The sequence below is a fragment of the uncultured Cellulomonas sp. genome, assembly GCF_963527515.1.
Classification (GTDB): domain Bacteria; phylum Actinomycetota; class Actinomycetes; order Actinomycetales; family Cellulomonadaceae; genus Cellulomonas.
In genome coordinates, this window is record NZ_CAURTV010000008.1 from 37,884 (window position 1) to 57,569 (window position 19,686).

A 19,686-nucleotide genomic window follows, 5' to 3' on the forward strand; every position below is an offset into this window, starting at 1 on the left:
CCGGTCCGAGGATTCGGACCGGCGGCGCAGCGCCCGTGGGTGCCGGGATTACCAGCGGTAGTGCGCGAAGGCCTTGTTGGACTCGGCCATCTTGTGCATGTCCTCACGACGCTTCACCGCGGCACCGAGGCCGTTGGACGCGTCGAGGATCTCGTTCATGAGGCGCTCGGTCATCGTCTTCTCGCGGCGAGCGCGCGAGTAGTCGGTGAGCCAGCGCAGCGCGAGGGTGGTCTGGCGGACCGGGCGCACCTCGACGGGCACCTGGTACGTGGCGCCACCGACGCGGCGCGAACGCACCTCGAGCGACGGGCGGACGTTCTCCAGGGCGCGCTTGAGAACGACGACCGGGTCGCCCTGCGTCTTCTCACGGACGCCCTCGAGGGCGCCGTAGACGATGTGCTCCGCGACGGACTTCTTGCCGTCGAGCAGGACCTTGTTGATCAGCTGCGTGACGACCGGGGACCCGTAGACGGGGTCGATGACGAGCGGCCGCTTGGGGGCCGGACCCTTGCGAGGCATCAGCCCACCTTCTTCGCGCCGTAGCGGCTGCGCGCCTGCTTACGGTTCTTGACGCCCTGCGTGTCGAGGGCACCACGGACGATCTTGTACCGGACACCCGGGAGGTCCTTCACACGGCCACCGCGCACGAGCACGATCGAGTGCTCCTGCAGGTTGTGACCGACACCGGGGATGTACGCGGTGACCTCGACCTGGCTGGAGAGGCGGACGCGCGCGACCTTGCGGAGCGCGGAGTTCGGCTTCTTCGGGGTCGTGGTGTAGACGCGGGTGCACACACCGCGTCGCTGAGGGGAGCCCTTGAGGGCAGGCGTCTTCGACTTGTTCGTCTTCGCCTGCCGGCCCTTGCGGACCAGCTGCTGGATCGTAGGCACTACGTCTCCGTCTGTTGGATGAATCTCTGGTCGACCGGCACCCGTCACCCTGGACGGCCGGCATGGTCGAGGATCGTCGCCCGTCGCGCGACTACCTCGCAGTTCTTGCGTCCCGTACCGACCCCCGCGCCCGGGCGTGTCGCCCCGGTCCTCCGCACCGCTGTCCGCAAGGTTGCCTTGGCGGAGAGACGGCGCGGTGGAGAGAGACCACCCGATGCCCCCGGACCCGCCATCCTGGACTGAGTCCAGGACCAAGGCGTCCACCGAGTGCATGCGCGAGAGCCCGACGGCGCGGGCACGGTGTCCTACGTTACCTGGCGGCCGCAGGAGCGTCAAAGTGACCGCCCCCACCTGGCGCGGGACACCGGTAGAACGCGGGGGCAGCTCCCACCATTCCCCCAGAGCTGCCCCGGACGCCCGAGGGGGCCCACCGCGGACGGTGGACCCCCTCAGGTCGGTAGTGCTCGAGATCAGCGGTAGTCGCCGAAGTCGATGTCCTCGAGCGGGATCGCCTCGCCGGAGCCGAGGCCCAGGGCGGGGAAGTCGATCTCGTCGTAGCCGAAGGTCGGGTACAGCTCGGCCTTGGCCTCCTCGGTGGGCTCGACCGCGATGTTGCCGTAGCGGGGCAGGCCCGTGCCGGCCGGGATGAGCTTGCCGAGGATGACGTTCTCCTTGAGGCCGAGCAGCGGGTCGGAACGACCCGACATCGCGGCCTCGGTGAGCACCCGGGTGGTCTCCTGGAAGGAGGCCGCCGACAGCCACGAGTCCGTCGCGAGCGACGCCTTCGTGATGCCCATGAGCTCCGGACGACCCGACGCCGGCTGACCGCCCTCGGACACCGCAGCGCGGTTCGCGTCCTCGAAGCGCCCACGCTCGGCGAGCTCGCCGGGCAGCAGGTCGGTGGTGCCGGAGTCGAGGACCGTCACGCGGCGCAGCATCTGCCGCACGATGACCTCGATGTGCTTGTCGTGGATGTCCACACCCTGCGAGGAGTAGACGACCTGCACCTCGTCGACCAGGTGCTTCTGCGTGGCACGCGGGCCGAGGATGCGCAGGACCTTCTTCGGGTCCACCGCACCCACGACGAGCTGGGTGCCCACGGAGACGTGGTCGCCGTCCGAGATCAGCAGGCGCGAGCGCTTGGTGATCGGGTAGGCGATCTCCTCCGAGCCGTCGTCCGGCGTGAGGACGAGGCGCCGCGAACGGTCCCCCTCCTCCACCGCGATGCGGCCGGAGAACTCCGCGATGGGCGCCTCACCCTTGGGGGTGCGGGCCTCGAAGAGCTCCTGGACGCGCGGCAGACCCTGCGTGATGTCGTCGGCCGAGGCCACGCCACCAGTGTGGAAGGTACGCATGGTCAGCTGCGTGCCGGGCTCGCCGATCGACTGGGCCGCGATGATGCCGACGGCCTCGCCGATGTCGACGAGCTTGCCGGTGGCCAGCGAACGGCCGTAGCAGCGCGCGCAGGTGCCGACGCGGGACTCGCAGGTGAGCACCGAGCGGATCTTCATCTCGGTGACGCCGGCCTCGAGCAGGCGGTCGAGCAGCACGTCGCCGACGTCGTCACCGGCGTGGCCGATGACCTCGCCGTCGATCTCGACGTCCGTCGCCAGCGTGCGCGAGTAGACGCTCGTCTCGACCTTGTCGTGACGGCGCAGGGCGCCGTCCGTGCCGGGAACCCCGATCGGCATGGTCAGACCACGCTCGGTGCCGCAGTCGTCCTCACGGACGATGACGTCCTGCGAGACGTCCACCAGACGACGGGTCAGGTAGCCCGAGTCGGCGGTCCGCAGAGCGGTGTCCGCCAGACCCTTGCGGGCACCGTGCGTCGCGATGAAGTACTCGAGGACCGACAGCCCCTCGCGGTAGTTCGACTTGATCGGGCGCGGGATGATCTCGCCCTTCGGGTTGGCGACGAGGCCACGCATACCGGCGATCTGGCGGACCTGCATCCAGTTGCCACGGGCTCCCGAGCCGACCATCTTGTAGACGGTGTTGTGCTTCGGGAAGTTGTCCTGCATGGCCTTGGCGACCTTGTCGGTCGCCTGCGTCCAGATCTCGATGAGCTCCTGGCGACGCTCGTCGTCGGTGATCAGGCCCTTCTCGTACTGGCCCTGCACCTTCGCCGCGCGGCCCTCGTGCTCCTCGAGGATGGCTGCCTTGGCCGCCGGGGTGGTGACGTCCGAGATGGCGATCGTGACGCCCGAGCGGGTGGCCCAGCGGAAGCCGGCCTCCTTGAGCGCGTCCAGCGAGGCAGCGACCTCGACCTTGGGGTAGCGCTCGGCCAGGTCGTTGACGATGACCGAGAGACGCTTCTTGTCGACGACGCCGTTCTCGTACGGGTAGTCGACGGGCAGGAGCTCGTTGAAGAGCGCCCGGCCCAGCGTCGTCTCGTACAGGAGCACGTCGCCCTCCGACCAGCCCTCGGGCGCGTCGTCCTCGGTGAGGACCAGGTCGTCGAAGCGGATCTTCACCACGGCGTTCAGGTCCAGGGAACCCTGGTCGAACGCCATGATCGCCTCGGACACCGTGCTGAACGCACGGCCGGCGCCGAGCGCCTCGTCCTTGTCGTTGGTCAGGTGATACAGGCCGATGATCATGTCCTGCGAGGGCATGGTCACCGGACGACCGTCCGACGGCTTGAGGATGTTGTTGCTCGAGAGCATGAGGATGCGGGCCTCGGCCTGCGCCTCGGCGCTCAGGGGCAGGTGGACGGCCATCTGGTCACCGTCGAAGTCCGCGTTGAACGCGGCGCAGACGAGCGGGTGCAGGTGGATCGCCTTGCCCTCGACCAGCTGGGGCTCGAACGCCTGGATGCCCAGACGGTGCAGCGTGGGTGCGCGGTTGAGCAGCACCGGGTGCTCCGTGATGACCTCCTCGAGCACGTCCCAGACCACGGGACGGGCGCGCTCGACCATGCGCTTGGCGCTCTTGATGTTCTGCGCGTGGTTGAGGTCCACCAGGCGCTTCATCACGAACGGCTTGAACAGCTCGAGCGCCATCTGCTTGGGCAGACCGCACTGGTGGAGCTTGAGCTGCGGGCCGACGACGATGACCGAACGGCCCGAGTAGTCGACGCGCTTGCCCAGCAGGTTCTGCCGGAACCGCCCCTGCTTGCCCTTGAGCATGTCCGAGATGGACTTGAGCGGGCGGTTGCCCGGACCGGTCACCGGACGGCCGCGGCGGCCGTTGTCGAAGAGCGAGTCGACGGCCTCCTGGAGCATCCGCTTCTCGTTGTTCACGATGATCTCGGGCGCGCCCAGGTCGAGCAGCCGCTTGAGGCGGTTGTTCCGGTTGATCACGCGGCGGTACAGGTCGTTCAGGTCCGAGGTGGCGAACCGGCCACCGTCGAGCTGGACCATCGGACGCAGGTCCGGCGGGATGACCGGGACGGCGTCGAGCACCATGCCGGTGGGCGAGTTGGTCGTCGTGAGGAACGCGTTGACCACCTTGAGCCGCTTCAGGGCACGCGTCTTGCGCTGGCCCTTGCCGGTCTTGATGATCTCGCGCAGCGAGTCGGACTCGGCCTCGAGGTCGAACGCCTCGAGACGCTTCTGGATCGCCGCGGCGCCCATCGAGCCCTCGAAGTAGTTGCCGTACCGGTCCTGGAGCTGGCGGTAGAGCATCTCGTCGCCCTCGAGGTCGGCGACCTTGAGGTTCTTGAACCGGTCCCAGACCGCGTCGAGGCGGTCCAGCTCGGCGTCCGCACGCTTGCGGATCTGAGCCATCTCACGCTCGGCGGAGTCGCGCACCTTGCGGCGGGCGTCGGCCTTGGCACCCTCGGCCTCGAGCTCGGCCAGGTCGGCCTCGAGCTTGCTGGCGCGGGTGTTGATGTCGTTGTCGCGGCGGTCCGAGATCTCCTTCTTCTCCAGGTCGATCCCGTTCTGGAGGTTGGGGAGGTCCTCGTGCCGACCGTCGACGTCGACCCAGGTGATCATGTAGGCCGCGAAGTAGATGACCTTCTCGAGGTCCTTCGGGGCGAGGTCGAGCAGGTAGCCGAGACGCGACGGCACACCCTTGAAGAACCAGATGTGCGTGACGGGCGCGGCCAGCTCGATGTGGCCCATACGCTCACGACGGACCTTCGAGCGGGTCACCTCGACGCCGCAGCGCTCGCAGATGATGCCCTTGAAGCGCACGCGCTTGTACTTGCCGCAGTAGCACTCCCAGTCCCGGGTGGGACCGAAGATCTTCTCGCAGAACAGGCCATCCTTCTCCGGCTTCAGGGTCCGGTAGTTGATGGTCTCGGGCTTCTTCACCTCGCCGTGCGACCAGGCACGGATGTCGTCGGCCGAGGCAAGGCCGATACGCAGCTCGTCGAAGACGTTGACGTCGAGCAAGGGGGGTCCTACTTCCTTCGCTTGCCGGTGTGCACCGGCTGAACGGAAATGTTGCTAAAGGTGCGGGCCCGCCGCCCACCCTTCACGGAAGGGCGGCAGGCTCGACGTCAGATCTCTTCGACGCTGCTGGCGTTCGGACGCCGGGACAGGTCGATGCCGAGCTCCTCCGCTGCGCGGTAGACCTCGTCGTCGTTCTCCTTCATGTCGATGGAGACGCCGTCCGAGGAGAGCACCTCCACGTTCAGGCAGAGCGACTGCATCTCCTTGAGGAGGACCTTGAAGGACTCCGGGATGCCCGAGTCGGGGATGTTCTCCCCCTTGACGATCGCCTCGTACACCTTGACGCGTCCGGGGACGTCGTCCGACTTGATGGTGAGGAGCTCCTGCAGCGTGTAGGCAGCGCCGTACGCCTCCAGGGCCCAGACCTCCATCTCGCCGAACCGCTGGCCACCGAACTGCGCCTTACCACCCAGCGGCTGCTGCGTGATCATCGAGTACGGACCCGTGGAGCGTGCGTGGATCTTGTCGTCGACGAGGTGGTGCAGCTTGAGGATGTACATGTAGCCGACCGCGACCGGCTCCGGGAACGGCTCGCCGGAGCGCCCGTCGAACAGGCGCGCCTTGCCGTCACCGCCCACGGTGCGCTCGCCGTCACGGTTCGGCAGCGTGGCCGAGAGCAGACCGGTGAGGGTCGTCTCCGGGACACCGTCGAACACGGGCGTCGCGACCGGGTTGCCGGCCGGCGACGACGCGGCGATGGCCGGGACGTCGTCCCGCCAGGACACGTCACCCTCGGCGAGCTGGATGTCCCAGCCCTGCTTGGCCACCCAGCCGAGGTGCGTCTCGAGGACCTGGCCGACGTTCATGCGGCCGGGCACACCGAGCGGGTTGAGGACGACGTCCACCGCGGTCCCGTCGGCGAGGAACGGCATGTCCTCGACCGGCAGGATCTTGGAGATGACGCCCTTGTTGCCGTGGCGGCCGGCGAGCTTGTCGCCGTCCGTGATCTTGCGGCGCTGGGCGATGTACACGCGGACCAGCTCGTTGACGCCGGCGGGCAGCTCGTCGCCGTCCTCCCGGCTGAACGTGCGGACCTCGATGACCGTGCCGGACTCGCCGTGGGGCACCTTGAGCGACGTGTCGCGGACCTCGCGCGCCTTCTCTCCGAAGATCGCGCGGAGCAGGCGCTCCTCCGGGGTCAGCTCGGTCTCGCCCTTGGGCGTGACCTTGCCGACGAGGATGTCGCCGGCCGCGACCTCGGCACCGATGCGGATGATCCCGCGCTCGTCCAGGTCCGCGAGGACCTCCTCGGAGACGTTGGGGATGTCCCGCGTGATCTCCTCCGGGCCGAGCTTGGTGTCGCGCGCGTCGACCTCGTGCTCCTCGATGTGGATCGAGGACAGGACGTCGTCCTGCACGAGGCGCTGCGACAGGATGATCGCGTCCTCGTAGTTGTGGCCCTCCCACGACATGAACGCGACCAGCAGGTTGCGGCCGAGCGCGAGCTCGCCCTCGTCCGTGGCCGGGCCGTCGGCGAGCACCGAGTTGACCTCGACGCGGGCGCCGGTGTCCACCAGCACGCGCTGGTTGTAGGAGGTGCCCTGGTTCGAGCGGCGGAACTTCGCCACGCGGTAGGTCGACGTGGTGGCGTCGTCGTTGGCGACGACGATCAGGTCCGCCGACACCTCCGTGACGACACCGGGCTTCGTCGCGACGATGACGTCGCCCGCGTCGATGGCCGCACGACGCTCCATGCCGGTGCCCACGAGCGGGGCCTCGGAACGGACCAGCGGGACGGCCTGGCGCTGCATGTTGGCACCCATGAGGGCGCGGTTGGCGTCGTCGTGCTCGAGGAACGGGATCAGGGCCGTGGCCACCGACACCATCTGGCGCGGGGAGACGTCCATGTAGTCGACGGCCTCGCCGGCGACGTACTCGATCTCGCCGCCCTTGACGCGAACCAGGACGCGGTCCTCCTCGAAGGCACCGTTCGCCTTGAGCGGGGCGTTGGCCTGCGCGATGACGTGGCGGTCCTCGTCGTCGGCGGTCAGGTAGTGGACCTCGTCGGAGACCTTGCCCTTGATGACCTTGCGGTACGGGGTCTCGACGAAGCCGAACGGGTTGATCCGCCCGTACGTGGCGAGCGAGCCGATGAGGCCGATGTTCGGGCCCTCAGGGGTCTCGATCGGGCACATGCGGCCGTAGTGCGACGGGTGGACGTCACGGACCTCCATGCCGGCGCGGTCGCGGGACAGACCACCCGGGCCCAGCGCGGACAGGCGACGCTTGTGCGTCAGGCCGGCGAGCGGGTTGTTCTGGTCCATGAACTGCGACAGCTGCGAGGTGCCGAAGAACTCCTTGATCGACGCCACCACGGGGCGGATGTTGATCAGGGTCTGCGGGGTGATCGCCTCGACGTCCTGCGTCGTCATGCGCTCGCGCACGACGCGCTCCATCCGCGACAGGCCCGTGCGGACCTGGTTCTGGATGAGCTCGCCGACCGCGCGGATGCGACGGTTGCCGAAGTGGTCGATGTCGTCGGGCTCGACGCGGATGTCGACGGCCTCGCCGGCACGCGTGCCCGGCAGCGACGGCATGTCGATGTGCAGCGACGCGAGGTACTTGATGGTGGCGACGACGTCGTCACGCGAGAGCACCGAGTCCGCGAGCGGGACGTCCAGGCCGAGCTTCTTGTTCAGCTTGTAGCGACCGACCTTGGCGAGGTCGTAGCGCTTCGGGTTGAAGTAGAAGTTCTCGATGAGCGCGCGGCCGGCCTCGACCGTGGGCGGCTCGCCCGGGCGGATCTTGCGGTAGAGGTCGAGCAGCGCCTCGTCCTGCGTCTGGACGTGGTCCTTGTCCAGGGTGTCGATGACGGCCGGGTAGGCGGCGAACTCCTCGCGGATCTCCGCGTCCGTCATGCCGAGCGCCTTGAGCAGCACCGTGGCGTTCTGCTTGCGCTTCCGGTCGACGCGGACGCCGACGTTGTCGCGCTTGTCGATCTCGAACTCGAGCCAGGCGCCGCGGCTCGGGATGACCTTGGCCGTGAGGACGTCCTTGTCGGACGTCTTGTCCGCGGTGCGCTCGAAGTACACGCCGGGCGAACGGACGAGCTGCGAGACGACGACGCGCTCGGTGCCGTTGATGATGAAGGTGCCGCGCTCGGTCATGAGCGGGAAGTCGCCCATGAAGACCGTCTGGCTCTTGATCTCACCGGTGGTGTAGTTGACGAACTCCGCCGTGACGAACAGCGGCGCGGCGAAGGTGAAGTCCTTCTCCTTGCACTCCTCGGCCGTGTACTTCGGCGGCTCGAAGCGGTGCTCGCGGAACGACAGCGACATGGAGCCGCCGAAGTCCTCGATGGGCGAGATCTCCTCGAAGATCTCTTCGAGACCAGCGGTCTCGGGAACGTCCTGCCGACCGGCCTCGAGGGCCTTGGCCACACGGCCCTGCCACTTCTCGTTGCCGAGCAGCCAGTCGAAGCTCTCCGTCTGCAGACCGAGCAGGTCCGGGACCTCGAGGGGCTCGTGGATCTTGGCGAAGGAGATACGGCGAGAGGCGGTGCGGTTCGCGATGGCGTCGGCGGTCGGAGCAGAAGGGGTGCGCGAGGCAGCCAAAAGAGGGGTCCTTCCCAGCGGATCGAGTGCACGCTGCACTGGTCCTGGCTAGGCGCGATCCCCCGGCCGGCGAGCCCCACGACGTCGTGCATTGACGACGAGGGTGGGCTCGGGTTATACGGGATCGCGGGCACAGGCCAGCGCAAAGCGCTAGCATACTCACCCGCCGTGTGAAAGTCCACCCGGCATCGACACCCCCTGGCCGTCCCCCACCGAGATGGGTGAACGACCCTGAGGCGTCCGGTACGCACGGGCTGCTCGCCCGCACGACGACGTCGTTGTCGTCGCGCACATGGTGGCACACGTGGCGGGCGGACGAAAGCCCGGCTCCCGCACCGGACGCGTCGAGGCCCGCACCCCGGGCGGGGTGCGGGCCTCGACGAGCGTGCTGGCTGCTACCTCCGTGCGACCGGCTGACCGGCGACGGAGGCGGCGATCACTTGAGGGTGACCGTGGCGCCGGCGGCCTCGAGGGTCGCCTTGGCCTTCTCGGCGGCCTCCTTGGTGATGCCCTCCAGGACGGCCTTGGGGGCGGCGTCCACGAGGTCCTTGGCCTCCTTCAGGCCGAGGCTCGTCAGGACGCGCACCTCCTTGATGACCTGGATCTTCTTCTCGCCGGAGGACTCGAGGACGACGTCGAACGAGTCCTTCTCCTCCTCGGCCTCGACCTCGGCAGCGCCACCGGCGCCGGCGGGGGCCGCGGCGGCGACCGGAGCGGCAGCGGTGACCTCGAAGGTCTCCTCGAACGCCTTCACGAACTCGGAGAGCTCGATGAGGGAGAGCTCCTTGAACGCGTCGATGAGCTCGGTGGTGGTGAGCTTCGCCATGATGGCGGTTCCTTCCGTTCGATGCCCGTCAGGCCGTGGTGACCTGCGGACGGGGGTTCTTGAGCGCCTGGGCCGGATGGCTCAGGCTGCGACCTCGGCCGACTCCTCGCGCTTGAGGCGCAGGGCGTCGATGGTGCGCACGGCCTGTGCGGCGGGCGCCGTGAACAGGTAGGCCGCCTGGAACAGCGACGCCTTGAACACGCCGGCAGCCTTGGCCAGCAGCACCTCGCGGGACTCGAGGTCCGCGAGCTTGGTGACGTCCGCAGCGGTCAGGGCGCGTCCGTCGAGGACACCGCCCTTGATGACCAGTGCGGGGTTCGCCTTGGCGAAGTCACGCAGTCCCTTGGCGGCCTCGACCGGGTCGCCGGAGACGAAGGCGATCGCCGACGGGCCCGTGAGCGCGTCGTCGAGGCCCTCGAGGCCGGCATCCTTGGCCGCGATCGCGGTCAGCGTGTTCTTCACCACGGCGTAGGTTGCGTTGCCGCTGAGCGCCTTGCGCAGGTTCTTGAGCTGCGCGACGGTGAGCCCGCGGTACTCGGTCAGCACGGCTGCGTTGGAGCTGCGGAACAGGTCCGTGAGCTCTGCGACAGCGGCTGCCTTGTCCGGCCTCGCCATGGCAATCCTTCCGATGGTGGTGCCACCGGTCGTCACGCCCCACAAACGAAAGAGCCCCGCGCAGGCGCGGGGCTCGTCAGGCAGTCCGGCGCAAGCCGAACCTTCCGGGAACTCTCACCTGCGCTGGCCTCCGCTGCTGCGGGACTTCGGGCGATCGGGCGTGAGCACTGCGTGCGCACGACACGGTCGACGACCGGCGGTCTTTGGGTGCTCCCAGCGTACGGCACCGGCGCGGGACGGCCAAATCCGTGCCCGCGCAGCTCCTGGTGGCTCGTGACAACGGGACGGCCGGGTGGGAGATCCCACCCGGCCGTCGCCGGACCTCACGAGGCGAGGATCACTCGGTGAACGGCGCCGCGAACGCGTAGACGGCGGCGGCGACCGTCACGAACGTGGCAGCAGCGACGTAGACACGGGTGGAGAGTTCCTTCTTCATGGTGATGTCCTCTCAAGAGCGTGCACGAAGACACCCGAGTCGTCGACCGGGTGGTGGTGCGCCCCGGCCGCGCGACCGGGGAGTCGGGAGGTCGCGGCGGCTGCCGCGACGAGAAGGCCGACGAGGCCGGCCCACAGGAGCAGGTCGCCGACGCTGAGCACGACGTGCAGACCCGGGACGGGCAGGACATCGGCGAGCGCGACCAGCCGCGTCCCGTCGGCGATCGGCACGTGCCCGGGGGCCGGGGAGGCGATCGCCGCCTCGCTCAACCCGGCCAGGCGGGCGCCGCTGACCGAGAACGGCATCCCGCCGTTCACGGCGGTGGTGACCGCGTTGGCCAGGACGCCTGCCGCGAACGTCCCGAGCGCGACGCGCACCCCGGTGCTCGCCACCCGCCCGTTCGCCCAGGCGAAGCCCACCGCGCAGCAGGCCAGCACGAGCGGCCACCACGGGGACGCCGCATCTGTCCACCCAGGATCCGAGCTGCGGAGCGCCTGCACGGCCGCGGCGAGGAGCACCCAGGCGGTGCCGCGCAGCCGGACACGGGACAGTCCGGCGAGTCCACCACGCCGCGCGGCGAGCACCGCGAGCGCCACGACGGGGGCGACGAGGAGCACGATCAGCAGCCCTCGACTCACCGGTCCCCCTGTCCCGTGTCATGGGTACAAATCACCACAAACGGGACCGTAGTGACTAGCGTCGAGGGTGACAAGGCGGTGCCCAGTGCGTGGACGGTGCGCGCGAAGCCGCAGGTCAGGCGGCGCCGTGCGCGGCGAAGGTGCACCAGTTGACGAAGCCCTCCGGCGTCGCCCGGTCCACCCCCGCCCGGGCACCGTGGAGGGCCCTCGCGAGCGTCAGACCCTCCCGCAGGCCACGGTGCAGGCCGAGCATGAGGTCGACGGCGGCGACGTCGGGCACCGCGGCGATGCTGGCCACGACGCCCGCGGTGCCCTGCGCCAGCATCGCGCTGACGAAGCCGAGCACCTCGTTGCCCGCGTAGGTCACGTCCGCGCCCGAGTGGCAGGACGCGAGGACCAGGCGGTGCGGCGCCACCCCGGCACCGTGCAGCTCCTGGACCGTCACGGGACCGTCGGCGAGCAGGAGCGAGGAGAACATCGGGTTGTCCGTGCGCGACGAGCCGTGGCACGCGAGGTGGGCCAGTCCGGCGTCGCCGAGTGCGGTGACCACGTCCTGTGCGCCGGCACCTGCGCCGGCCAGCACCTCGGCGCCAGGGTGCAGCGCCCGCAGCGCCTCGACCTCGTCAGTGGCCCCCGCCAGGTCGGGCCCGGCCACCAGGACCGTCCGTCCGGCACCGTCCCGGGACAGCGCGTCGCGACGGGTGCGGACCCAGAACGTCGCAGACGGAGCCTGAGCGAGTGGTCCGTCGTGCAGGCAGGACCAGGGCACGCCGTGCAGCGGGCCGACCGGGACGACGACGAGCTCGTCCTCGGCACCGACGCCGAGCGGCGCGACCAGGAGCCGACGCAGCCGGGCGATGCGCAGGTCCGCGCTGGCCCGCGCGGCCTCCGCGGCCGCCCCGGAGCGCGGGTTGGCCAGGCGGCGCAGGGAGAACAGGAGCGGACGCAGCTCGGTGGCGACCTCCGCCTCGTCGCCGAGCTCCACGATGCGCGAGCGTCGCGGGTCGACGACGACGGCGACCAGCCGGCCCTCGAACCGGCCGAACTCGACGAGCGTGCGGCCGCCCAGCGCCTCGCGGGTGGCTGCGAGGCCGGGGACCCGGGGCAGCTGCACCACGTCCACGGCTTCCGGCCCCCTCGTCGTCCACTCGAGGACCGGGACCCGGACGTCCCTGCTGACCGGTGACGGGACCGAGTCCCGCACGGGACCGTCGGCGGCAGGACCGTTGGTGGTGCTGCGCGGCTGGAGGGACGGCGCGTCCGAGGCGGGCAGCCGAGCGCTCAGCGCCGCCGCACGGGTGCGTTCCATCCACGCGAGCGTGCGCGCCGGGGAGGCGCCGGCCAGGACCACCCCCAGCCCGATGCTGCCCAGCTCGGCCCCGTGGCCGGACGCGAGGGCACGCAGCTCGATGGTGGGAAGCGCCGAACGGTGGACGGCGAGGTCCCGCAGCCCGGCTCGGCACTCTGCCAGCACCCCTGCCGGGTGGCCGGCCACCTGCTCCGCCAGCGCACCGGCGATCCGTCCGCGCAGACGGACGAGGACCTGACCGCGGTCCGCCAGCCGGCGCGCGCTGGCGAGCGAGTGCTCGGCCGAGCGCGGCCGGCCCGCCTGGAGGGCAGCGCGACCGGCGACCAGGTAGGCCTCGACCGCACCGTGCAGGTCGCCGGACCTCTCGAGCCGTGCCGCCGCACGGCGCGCGACCGCGAGCTCGTCGGGACCGGCCGTCCCACCCTGGAGCCGCGCCTCCGCCCCCACCAGCTCCGCACGAGCGACCCACGTGGCGCGACGCTGGCGCCGCGCGGCACGTGCAGCGACGTCAGCGAGGTCGCCGGCCGCCTGAGGCCGACCCGTGAGCAGGTAGATCCTCGCGAGCCGCAGCTGCGCCTCGGTGAGCATGAGCTGGAGCCCGGCCGTGTCCAGCTCCTCGACCGCACGCGCCGCCGCGGCCGCGGCCTCGGGCAGCAGCCGCAGGTCGGTCATCGCGTCCGCGTACTCGGTGTAGTACTCCCCCAGCGGGATGCCGGCGTCGAGGTAGGCCTGCGCGGACCGGTCGAAGTCGCGCATGCCCTCGTGCAGCCGGCCGGCGCGGACGGCGATCCACGCTCGGCTCTGCACGAGCGGCGGCTCGAGGCTGGGGACCTGGGAGGTGGCGAGCGCCACCGCGTCGTCCGCGGCCCGGATCGCCTCGTCGTAGTGGCCGCGCTCTGCGAGGACGAGGGCGAGGTTGTTGGTGGCGATCGCCGCGGTGCGCGGCTCGAGCCCGCCGTCCGCGAGGAGGGACCGGTACCGCTGCTCGGACTCGTCGAGCCGACCGGCGTGCTGCTCGACGATCGCCAGCGACAGACCGACCCGACCCGAGAAGCGCAGCCGCTCCGCCGGGTCGATGTCCGTCGCCCGGTTCATCGCCGCGATCGCCGCGTCCAGGTCCCGCGCCGCCGCCGCCGCGTCGCCGAGGTCGTGCAGGACCGACGCGCGGCTGGCGAGAACCGTGGCCGCCACGTGCCACACGCCCCGGCGTCGCGTGACCCGCAGGGCCTCGTCCAGGAGAGGCCGGGCCGACGAATCGTCCCAGCGCGCCCGAAAAGTGGCTGCCAGCAGCCGTAGGCTCAGGCCGAGCAGCTCGGGATCCTTCCGCACGCGCGCCTCGTCGACGAGCGCGTGCGCCTGGGGCTCCACCGACCTCGGATCGACGTCGACGGCGTCCATCAAGGAACTGAGATGTATCAGGAGGTCCGCTCGGGCCTCTGGTAAGGCGTGAGGTGCGACGGCCGAGGCAGCTGACTCGGACCCGAGGCCGGACGGGCACATCTTTCGGAGTCTAGGCGAGCAAGGAGTGCATGTGAGCACGTCATCGGACGAATCGCGTACGCCGGGACGCCCCTTCGGGCGGGACTACCGGTCGGGGCCTGCCGTCGAGCCGGTGCCCGCGCGGGTGCGGCAGCGCGTCCAGCGGCAGGTCGACGAGCTGGCCCAGCGCCGCACAGACCCCGGCCTGCGCCGCCGCCTGAACACGGCCATCCAGGAGCGGTGGAGCCTGCGCCACGGCACCCGGCTGGAGGTCGTGGTCAAGGACAACGGGCTCGAGGCGCTGGTGGTCACCGGCGAGATCCTGGTCACCGAGTCGTCATGGCAGGACCGCGGCGTCCGGACGTACGTGCAGCGCCGCGGCCTCGCGGAGGCCGAGCTCGGCTGCGCCGACCTCGAGAGCCGCCTGGTGCGCCTGGTCAGCACCGCGCCCACCACGACCGAGCACCTCGAGGACACCGTGAGCGAGCTGCGCGCACGCGGGTTCGCCGCCTCGCTGACCCACATCGCTCCGCTCGGCCCGATCGTGAAGCCGTTCAGCGGAGTCGCGGTCCCGACGATCGGCGACTTCGGCTCGTACGCCACCTTCGCCACCGGCGACGGGGACGGCGCGCGGGTCGCGGTCATCGACACGGGCATCGACGCCACCCTGCGCGGCGACGGCTGGTTGACGGGCATCCCGCGGATCACTGCGGACGACCCCGCCACCCACGCCGACGACGTCAACGTCGACCCCCTGGACGCCGAGCCGCTCGACGGGTTCCTCGACTTCTCCGCGGGCCACGGGACGTTCGTGAGCGGCGTCGTCGCCCAGGTGGCGCCCACCGCGGACATCACGATGTACCGGGCGCTGGGCACGGGCGGCACCGGCAGCGAAATCGACGTGGCCTGCGCTCTGGTGCGCGCCGTACGGGACGGCGCGCAGGTCGTCAACCTCTCGCTCGGCACCCAGACGCAGTTCGACCAGCCGTCGCTCGCCATGGCTGCGGCCCTCGACGTGGTGCGGGAGATCGAGCTCGAGCGGGGTTCCGACGCCCTGATCGTGGCTGCGGCCGGCAACTTCGGGGACACGACCCCGACGTGGCCCGCCGCCTTCCGCCGGGTCGTCTCGGTCGGCGCCCTCACCGCCGACCTGCGTCCCAGCTCGTTCTCGAGCCGCGGCTGGTGGGTGGACTGCTCCGCGGTCGGCGAGGGTGTCCTGTCCACCTACGTCCAGGGCGAGCAGTCCCCCGACTTCACCGAGGACCCGGAGTCGTTCCCCGCCGACTCGTTCTCCCGCTGGAGCGGTACCTCGTTCGCCGCGCCGCAGGTCACGGGCGCGGTGGCACGGCTCATGCAGGAGCGGGGCCTCTCCGCACGTCAGGCGTACGTCCAGCTGCTGGCCACCGGTCGGCCCATGCCGGACTTCGGCCAGACGTTCGACATCCTGCCGGGGGTGTAAACGTGCTGGGCACCGTCCCCACCGCGCGCCATGATGGCAACCGGGTCGTGGGACGAAGGGATGCAGACATGGACGAAGAAGACGCCTATCGCCGGTGGGACGCACCGGCGCTCGTGGCGGGTGCGCTGGGCGGGGACTCGCGGGCATGGGGCGAGATCGTGCGCCGCCACACGCCCGCGGTCGTCGCCCGGGTGCGCCAGTTCCGGCTCACCCCGCACCAGGCGGAGGACGTCGCACAGACCGTGTGGCTCAACCTGCTGGAGAACCTCGACAAGCTGCGCGACCCGCACGCTCTCCCGGGGTGGATCGCCACCACGGCACGGCACGAGTGCATCCGCGTCACCAACGTGAACCGACGCACCGTCCCGGTCGACCCGCAGGGCGGGCGGCTGGACGGGGTGTCCGACTCCGACCTGGACGAGCGGATGCTGGCGGTCGAACGGGAGCGCGCGCTGCGTGAGGGCCTGGCCGAGCTGCCCGTCCACCAGCGGGACATCCTCCTGATGCTCGCCGTCGACCCCCCGCTGAGCTATGCGGAGATCGCGGACAAGCTCGGAGTACCTGTCGGCTCGATCGGCCCCACCCGGGGCCGTGGACTCGCACGTCTGCGTCAGACAGCGGCGATCAAGAACTACGTGCGGGCCTGGACGGCCTCCACGGCTGAAGAAGGAGGACGCGATGTCCTGGCATTCGGATGACCGCGCCCACACCGCCGGACCGCACGGCGGCTCACCCTGGGTCGACGACGAGGCGCTCGCTGCCGAGCTGTCGGTCGCGCTGTCCGAGGCGGAGACCTACGACAGGGTCGTCGCCGGCGCGGACCTGGCGTTCCGCGCGCACCGGGAGATGATCGACGCCCGCGCGGGGCTCGAGATGGACCTGCTGCTGCTCGACCTGGTGTACGACTCCCTGGCGCTCGACGCACCTGCCGGGGTCCGCGACCGCTCGGGGGGCAGCTCCCGGACGCTGGTGTTCGAGGGCCACGGCCTCGGCGTCGAGGTGGAGGTCGAGACGTCGTCGATCGAGGGCCAGCTGCTGCCCGCCGGGTCGGGGCACGTCACCCTGCAGACGCCCGACGGCGAGGTCGCGTCGGTCGACACCGACGACGTGGGGTACTTCCGGTTCGACGTCCGTCCCGGCGGACCGCTCCGGCTGCAGTGCAGCAGCGAGGGCGGCACGTGCCTGACCCAGTGGCTGCCGTACTGACATCTCGGTACTGACAGCCGTCCGCACGCACGACGAAGGCCCGGTCCGCAGGGGGGACCGGGCCTTCGTCGCGCGTGAGCTGACGTCAGGCGGCGTCGGTCTCGAGCAGGTTCCGCACCTTGTTCTGGTCGACCAGGATGCCGGGGCCGTTCGTGGTCGACATCGTCGCCTTCGCGATGTAGCGGCCCTTCGAGGCGGACGGCTTCAGACGCAGGATCTCGTCGAGCGCGGCGGCGTAGTTCTCCACCAGCGAAGTCTCGCTGAACGAGACCTTGCCGATGATGAAGTGCAGGTTCGCGTGGCGGTCCACGCGGAACTCGATCTTCCCGCCCTTGATGTCGGACACGGCCTTGGCCACGTCCATCGTCACGGTGCCGGTCTTCGGGTTCGGCATGAGACCACGCGGGCCCAGGACCTTGCCCAGTCGACCGACCTTGCCCATGAGGTCGGGCGTCGCGACGGCGGAGTCGAAGTCGGTGTACCCGGCCGCGACCTTCTCGATGAGCTCGTCGCCACCGACCTCGTCGGCACCCGCGGCGCGGGCCTGCTCAGCGCGCTCGCCGGTGGCGAACACGATGACGCGGGCCGTCTTGCCGGTGCCGTGGGGCAGGTTGACCGTGCCGCGCACCATCTGGTCCGCCTTGCGCGGGTCGACACCGAGGCGGAAGGCCACCTCGACGGTCGAGTCGTACTTCGTGGTGGACGTCTCCTGCGCGAGCCGGACAGCCTCGAGGGGGGTGTAGAGGCGGTCCGCCTCGATCTTCTCGACCGCGGCGCGGTACGCCTTGCTGTGCTTTGCCATCTGCTTGGTTCTCCTTGATCAGCAGTTCGTGGTCTGCGGGCCGCACATGGCCCTGCCACACTTCCGGATAGAGCTGGGCTGGATCAGCCCTGGACGGTGATGCCCATCGAACGGGCGGTGCCCGCGATGATCTTCTCGGCCGCGGCCAGGTCGTTCGCGTTGAGGTCCTCGAGCTTGGTGCTCGCGATCTCGGTGACCTGGGCCTTGGTGAGCGACGCGACCTTGACGGTGTGCGGGGTCGGGGACCCCTTGGCCACACCGGCGGCCTTCTTGATGAGCTCGGCGGCCGGCGGCGTCTTGGTGATGAAGGTGAACGAGCGGTCCTCGTACACCGTGATCTCCACGGGGATGACGTTGCCGCGCTGCGCCTCGGTGGCCGCGTTGTACGCCTTGCAGAACTCCATGATGTTGACGCCGTGCTGACCCAGCGCCGGACCGATCGGCGGCGCGGGGGTGGCGGCGCCGGCCTTGATCTGGAGCTTGATCAGGCCGGTGACCTTCTTCTTCGGGGGCATAGCTGCTTCCGTTCGTGTCGTGGGCCGACGCCATGGGCGATGACCCGGTTGCAGTGCTGCTCCGATGGACGGAGCGGCTCAGTCAGATCTTGGCGACCTGGCTGAAGGACAGCTCGACCGGGGTCTCCCGGCCGAAGATGGAGACGAGGACCTTGAGCTTCTGGTTCTCGGCGTTGATCTCGGAGATCGTCGCGGGCAGCGTGTCGAACGGGCCGTCCGTGACGGTGACCGACTCGCCGATGGTGAAGTCGACCATGATCTGCGCGGCGGCCTTGGCGGCACCGGCTGCGGTGGTCGGCTGCTTGGGCTCCAGCGACGGCGCGAGCATCGAGAAGACCTCGTCCAGCGTCAGCGGGACCGGCTGGTGCGTGTGGCCGACGAAGCCGGTGACGCCCGGCGTGTGCCGGACGGCGCCCCACGACTCGTCGGTGAGGTCCATGCGGACGAGGACGTAGCCGGGGATCCGGACGCGCTTGACGACCTTGCGCTGCGCATTCTTGATCTCCACGACCTCCTCCATGGGGACCTCCACCTGGTAGATGAAGTCCTCCATGTTGAGGCTCTGGCGACGGTTCTCCAGGTTCGCCTTCACGCGGTTCTCGTAGCCGGCGTAGGAGTGGATGACGTACCAGTCGCCCAGCTGGCTGCGCAGCTGCGCGCGGAACGCGGCGACCGGGTCCTCCTCGACGTCGGGCTCGGGCTCGACCTCGGGCTCGTCCTCCGCAGCGGCAGGCTCGGCATCCTCGTCGGCCGGCTCGTCGCTCTCGGTGGCGTCGGCGCTGACATCCTCGGCTGAGGCGTCCTCGACAGCCGACGACTCGACGGCCTCGACCGACGCGATGGCGTCCTCGAGCTCCGCCTCGGCGCCCGTGGTGGGCTCCTGCGACTCCTGCGACACGTGCGAACCTGCTTTCTCCTGCGTGTGCGCACCGGCGGACCGGTGCGGTGGGTGCTCGTCCCGGGTGGGGCGTCTGCCTGCTCGTCCGGGGCTCAGACCCCGGGGGCGGTCAGCCTCCGAAGACCCAGAACGTGAGCTTGCCGATGCCCAGGTCCACCACGGTGACGAAGGCCATGACCACCGCGACGAACACGAGCACGACGCTCGTGTAGGTGATCAGCTCCGACCGCGTGGGCCGGACGACCTTCTTCAGCTCCGCGACGACCTGGCGGACGAACAGGGCGATGCGGGCGAACAGACCCGCACGAGGCGCTGACGAACCCTTGCGGGCGGCCTTGGGCGTCGACGGGCGCGCCGCCGAACCCTCGGCGTCGGACGCCGCAGCCGGTGCTGTTTCGCTCACGTCAGGCCCCTACGTCTCGTGGTGGTCGGGCTCCGTACGGAACCCGACGGACGATCAGGCCGACGCGTCGCGCCGGACCGACCGGCGGTCCTGCTCGCCACCTCTCCGTCCGGGCGGACCCGGACGGAGAGACGCGTGCGCAGGGCAGACAGGGCTCGAACCTGCAACCTGCGGTTTTGGAGACCGCTGCGCTACCAATTGCGCCACTGCCCTACGACGGCTTGGGCCTCCACGACGAGCCGTCCGCGCACTGGCG

Annotated in this window: 15 protein-coding genes and 1 tRNA gene; 3 read left to right on the top strand and 13 right to left on the bottom strand. The window is 70.3% G+C overall.

Translation table 11 applies throughout. The features are described 5' to 3' along the window. Nucleotides 1-48 precede the first annotated feature (48 nt). From rpsG to RYN42_RS04215, 8 genes are all read right to left on the bottom strand, one after another. A complete protein-coding gene (gene rpsG / locus RYN42_RS04180) occupies nucleotides 49-519 on the bottom strand; it encodes a 30S ribosomal protein S7 (RefSeq protein ID WP_315094002.1) in 471 nt (156 codons plus the stop codon). Continuing rightward, a complete protein-coding gene (gene rpsL / locus RYN42_RS04185; protein ID WP_013770160.1) occupies nucleotides 519-890 on the bottom strand; it encodes a 30S ribosomal protein S12 in 372 nt (123 codons plus the stop codon). The genes rpsG and rpsL overlap by 1 nt, the downstream gene beginning before the upstream one ends. Before the next feature lie 470 nt (nucleotides 891-1,360). Beyond that, nucleotides 1,361-5,230, bottom strand: coding sequence for a DNA-directed RNA polymerase subunit beta' (locus RYN42_RS04190; RefSeq protein ID WP_315094005.1), 3,870 nt, complete (start codon nucleotides 5,228-5,230; stop codon nucleotides 1,361-1,363). A 107-nt stretch (nucleotides 5,231-5,337) separates the two neighbouring features. Beyond that, entirely contained in the window at nucleotides 5,338-8,844 is a 3,507-nt protein-coding gene (rpoB, locus tag RYN42_RS04195; protein WP_315094007.1) for a DNA-directed RNA polymerase subunit beta, read from the bottom strand. 436 nt (nucleotides 8,845-9,280) lie between these two features. Then, complete coding sequence (gene rplL / locus RYN42_RS04200; RefSeq protein WP_315094008.1) at nucleotides 9,281-9,670, bottom strand: 50S ribosomal protein L7/L12; 390 nt, start codon at nucleotides 9,668-9,670, stop codon at nucleotides 9,281-9,283. A gap of 81 nt (nucleotides 9,671-9,751) precedes the next feature. After that, entirely contained in the window at nucleotides 9,752-10,285 is a 534-nt protein-coding gene (gene rplJ / locus RYN42_RS04205; protein ID WP_315094010.1) for a 50S ribosomal protein L10, read from the bottom strand. Nucleotides 10,286-10,717: 432 nt separating this feature from the next. Next, a complete protein-coding gene (locus RYN42_RS04210; RefSeq protein ID WP_315094012.1) occupies nucleotides 10,718-11,359 on the bottom strand; it encodes a DUF5317 family protein in 642 nt (213 codons plus the stop codon). A 115-nt stretch (nucleotides 11,360-11,474) separates the two neighbouring features. After that, the gene (locus RYN42_RS04215; RefSeq protein WP_315094013.1) at nucleotides 11,475-14,066 is read right to left on the bottom strand and encodes a CHAT domain-containing tetratricopeptide repeat protein; all 2,592 of its coding nucleotides are present in this window, start codon (nucleotides 14,064-14,066) and stop codon (nucleotides 11,475-11,477) included. A 133-nt stretch (nucleotides 14,067-14,199) separates the two neighbouring features. On the opposite strand from RYN42_RS04215, the gene RYN42_RS04220 reads away from it, so the two are divergent. From RYN42_RS04220 to RYN42_RS04230, 3 genes are all read left to right on the top strand, one after another. Next, nucleotides 14,200-15,606, top strand: coding sequence for a S8 family serine peptidase (locus tag RYN42_RS04220; RefSeq protein WP_315094014.1), 1,407 nt, complete (start codon nucleotides 14,200-14,202; stop codon nucleotides 15,604-15,606). 68 nt (nucleotides 15,607-15,674) lie between these two features. Beyond that, complete coding sequence (locus tag RYN42_RS04225; protein ID WP_315094016.1) at nucleotides 15,675-16,304, top strand: sigma-70 family RNA polymerase sigma factor; 630 nt, start codon at nucleotides 15,675-15,677, stop codon at nucleotides 16,302-16,304. Next, on the top strand, nucleotides 16,285-16,812 hold the full coding sequence (locus RYN42_RS04230; RefSeq protein WP_315094019.1) for a hypothetical protein: 528 nt from the start codon (nucleotides 16,285-16,287) through the stop codon (nucleotides 16,810-16,812). Before RYN42_RS04225 ends, RYN42_RS04230 begins: the two co-directional genes overlap by 20 nt. Nucleotides 16,813-16,897: 85 nt before the next feature. Here RYN42_RS04230 and rplA read toward each other — a convergent pair whose 3' ends face one another. From rplA to RYN42_RS04255, 5 genes are all read right to left on the bottom strand, one after another. Beyond that, a complete protein-coding gene (gene rplA / locus RYN42_RS04235) occupies nucleotides 16,898-17,614 on the bottom strand; it encodes a 50S ribosomal protein L1 (RefSeq protein WP_315094020.1) in 717 nt (238 codons plus the stop codon). Nucleotides 17,615-17,697: 83 nt separating this feature from the next. Then, entirely contained in the window at nucleotides 17,698-18,129 is a 432-nt protein-coding gene (gene rplK / locus RYN42_RS04240) for a 50S ribosomal protein L11 (RefSeq protein WP_315094021.1), read from the bottom strand. A gap of 82 nt (nucleotides 18,130-18,211) precedes the next feature. Beyond that, nucleotides 18,212-19,027: a transcription termination/antitermination protein NusG gene (gene nusG / locus RYN42_RS04245; RefSeq protein ID WP_315094023.1), complete on the bottom strand. Its 816-nt coding sequence runs from the start codon at nucleotides 19,025-19,027 to the stop codon at nucleotides 18,212-18,214. A 109-nt stretch (nucleotides 19,028-19,136) separates the two neighbouring features. Beyond that, complete coding sequence (gene secE, locus RYN42_RS04250) at nucleotides 19,137-19,430, bottom strand: preprotein translocase subunit SecE (protein WP_315094025.1); 294 nt, start codon at nucleotides 19,428-19,430, stop codon at nucleotides 19,137-19,139. Between the two features lie 140 nt (nucleotides 19,431-19,570). Continuing rightward, nucleotides 19,571-19,643 (bottom strand) — tRNA-Trp (locus RYN42_RS04255). Nucleotides 19,644-19,686: the final 43 nt, after the last annotated feature.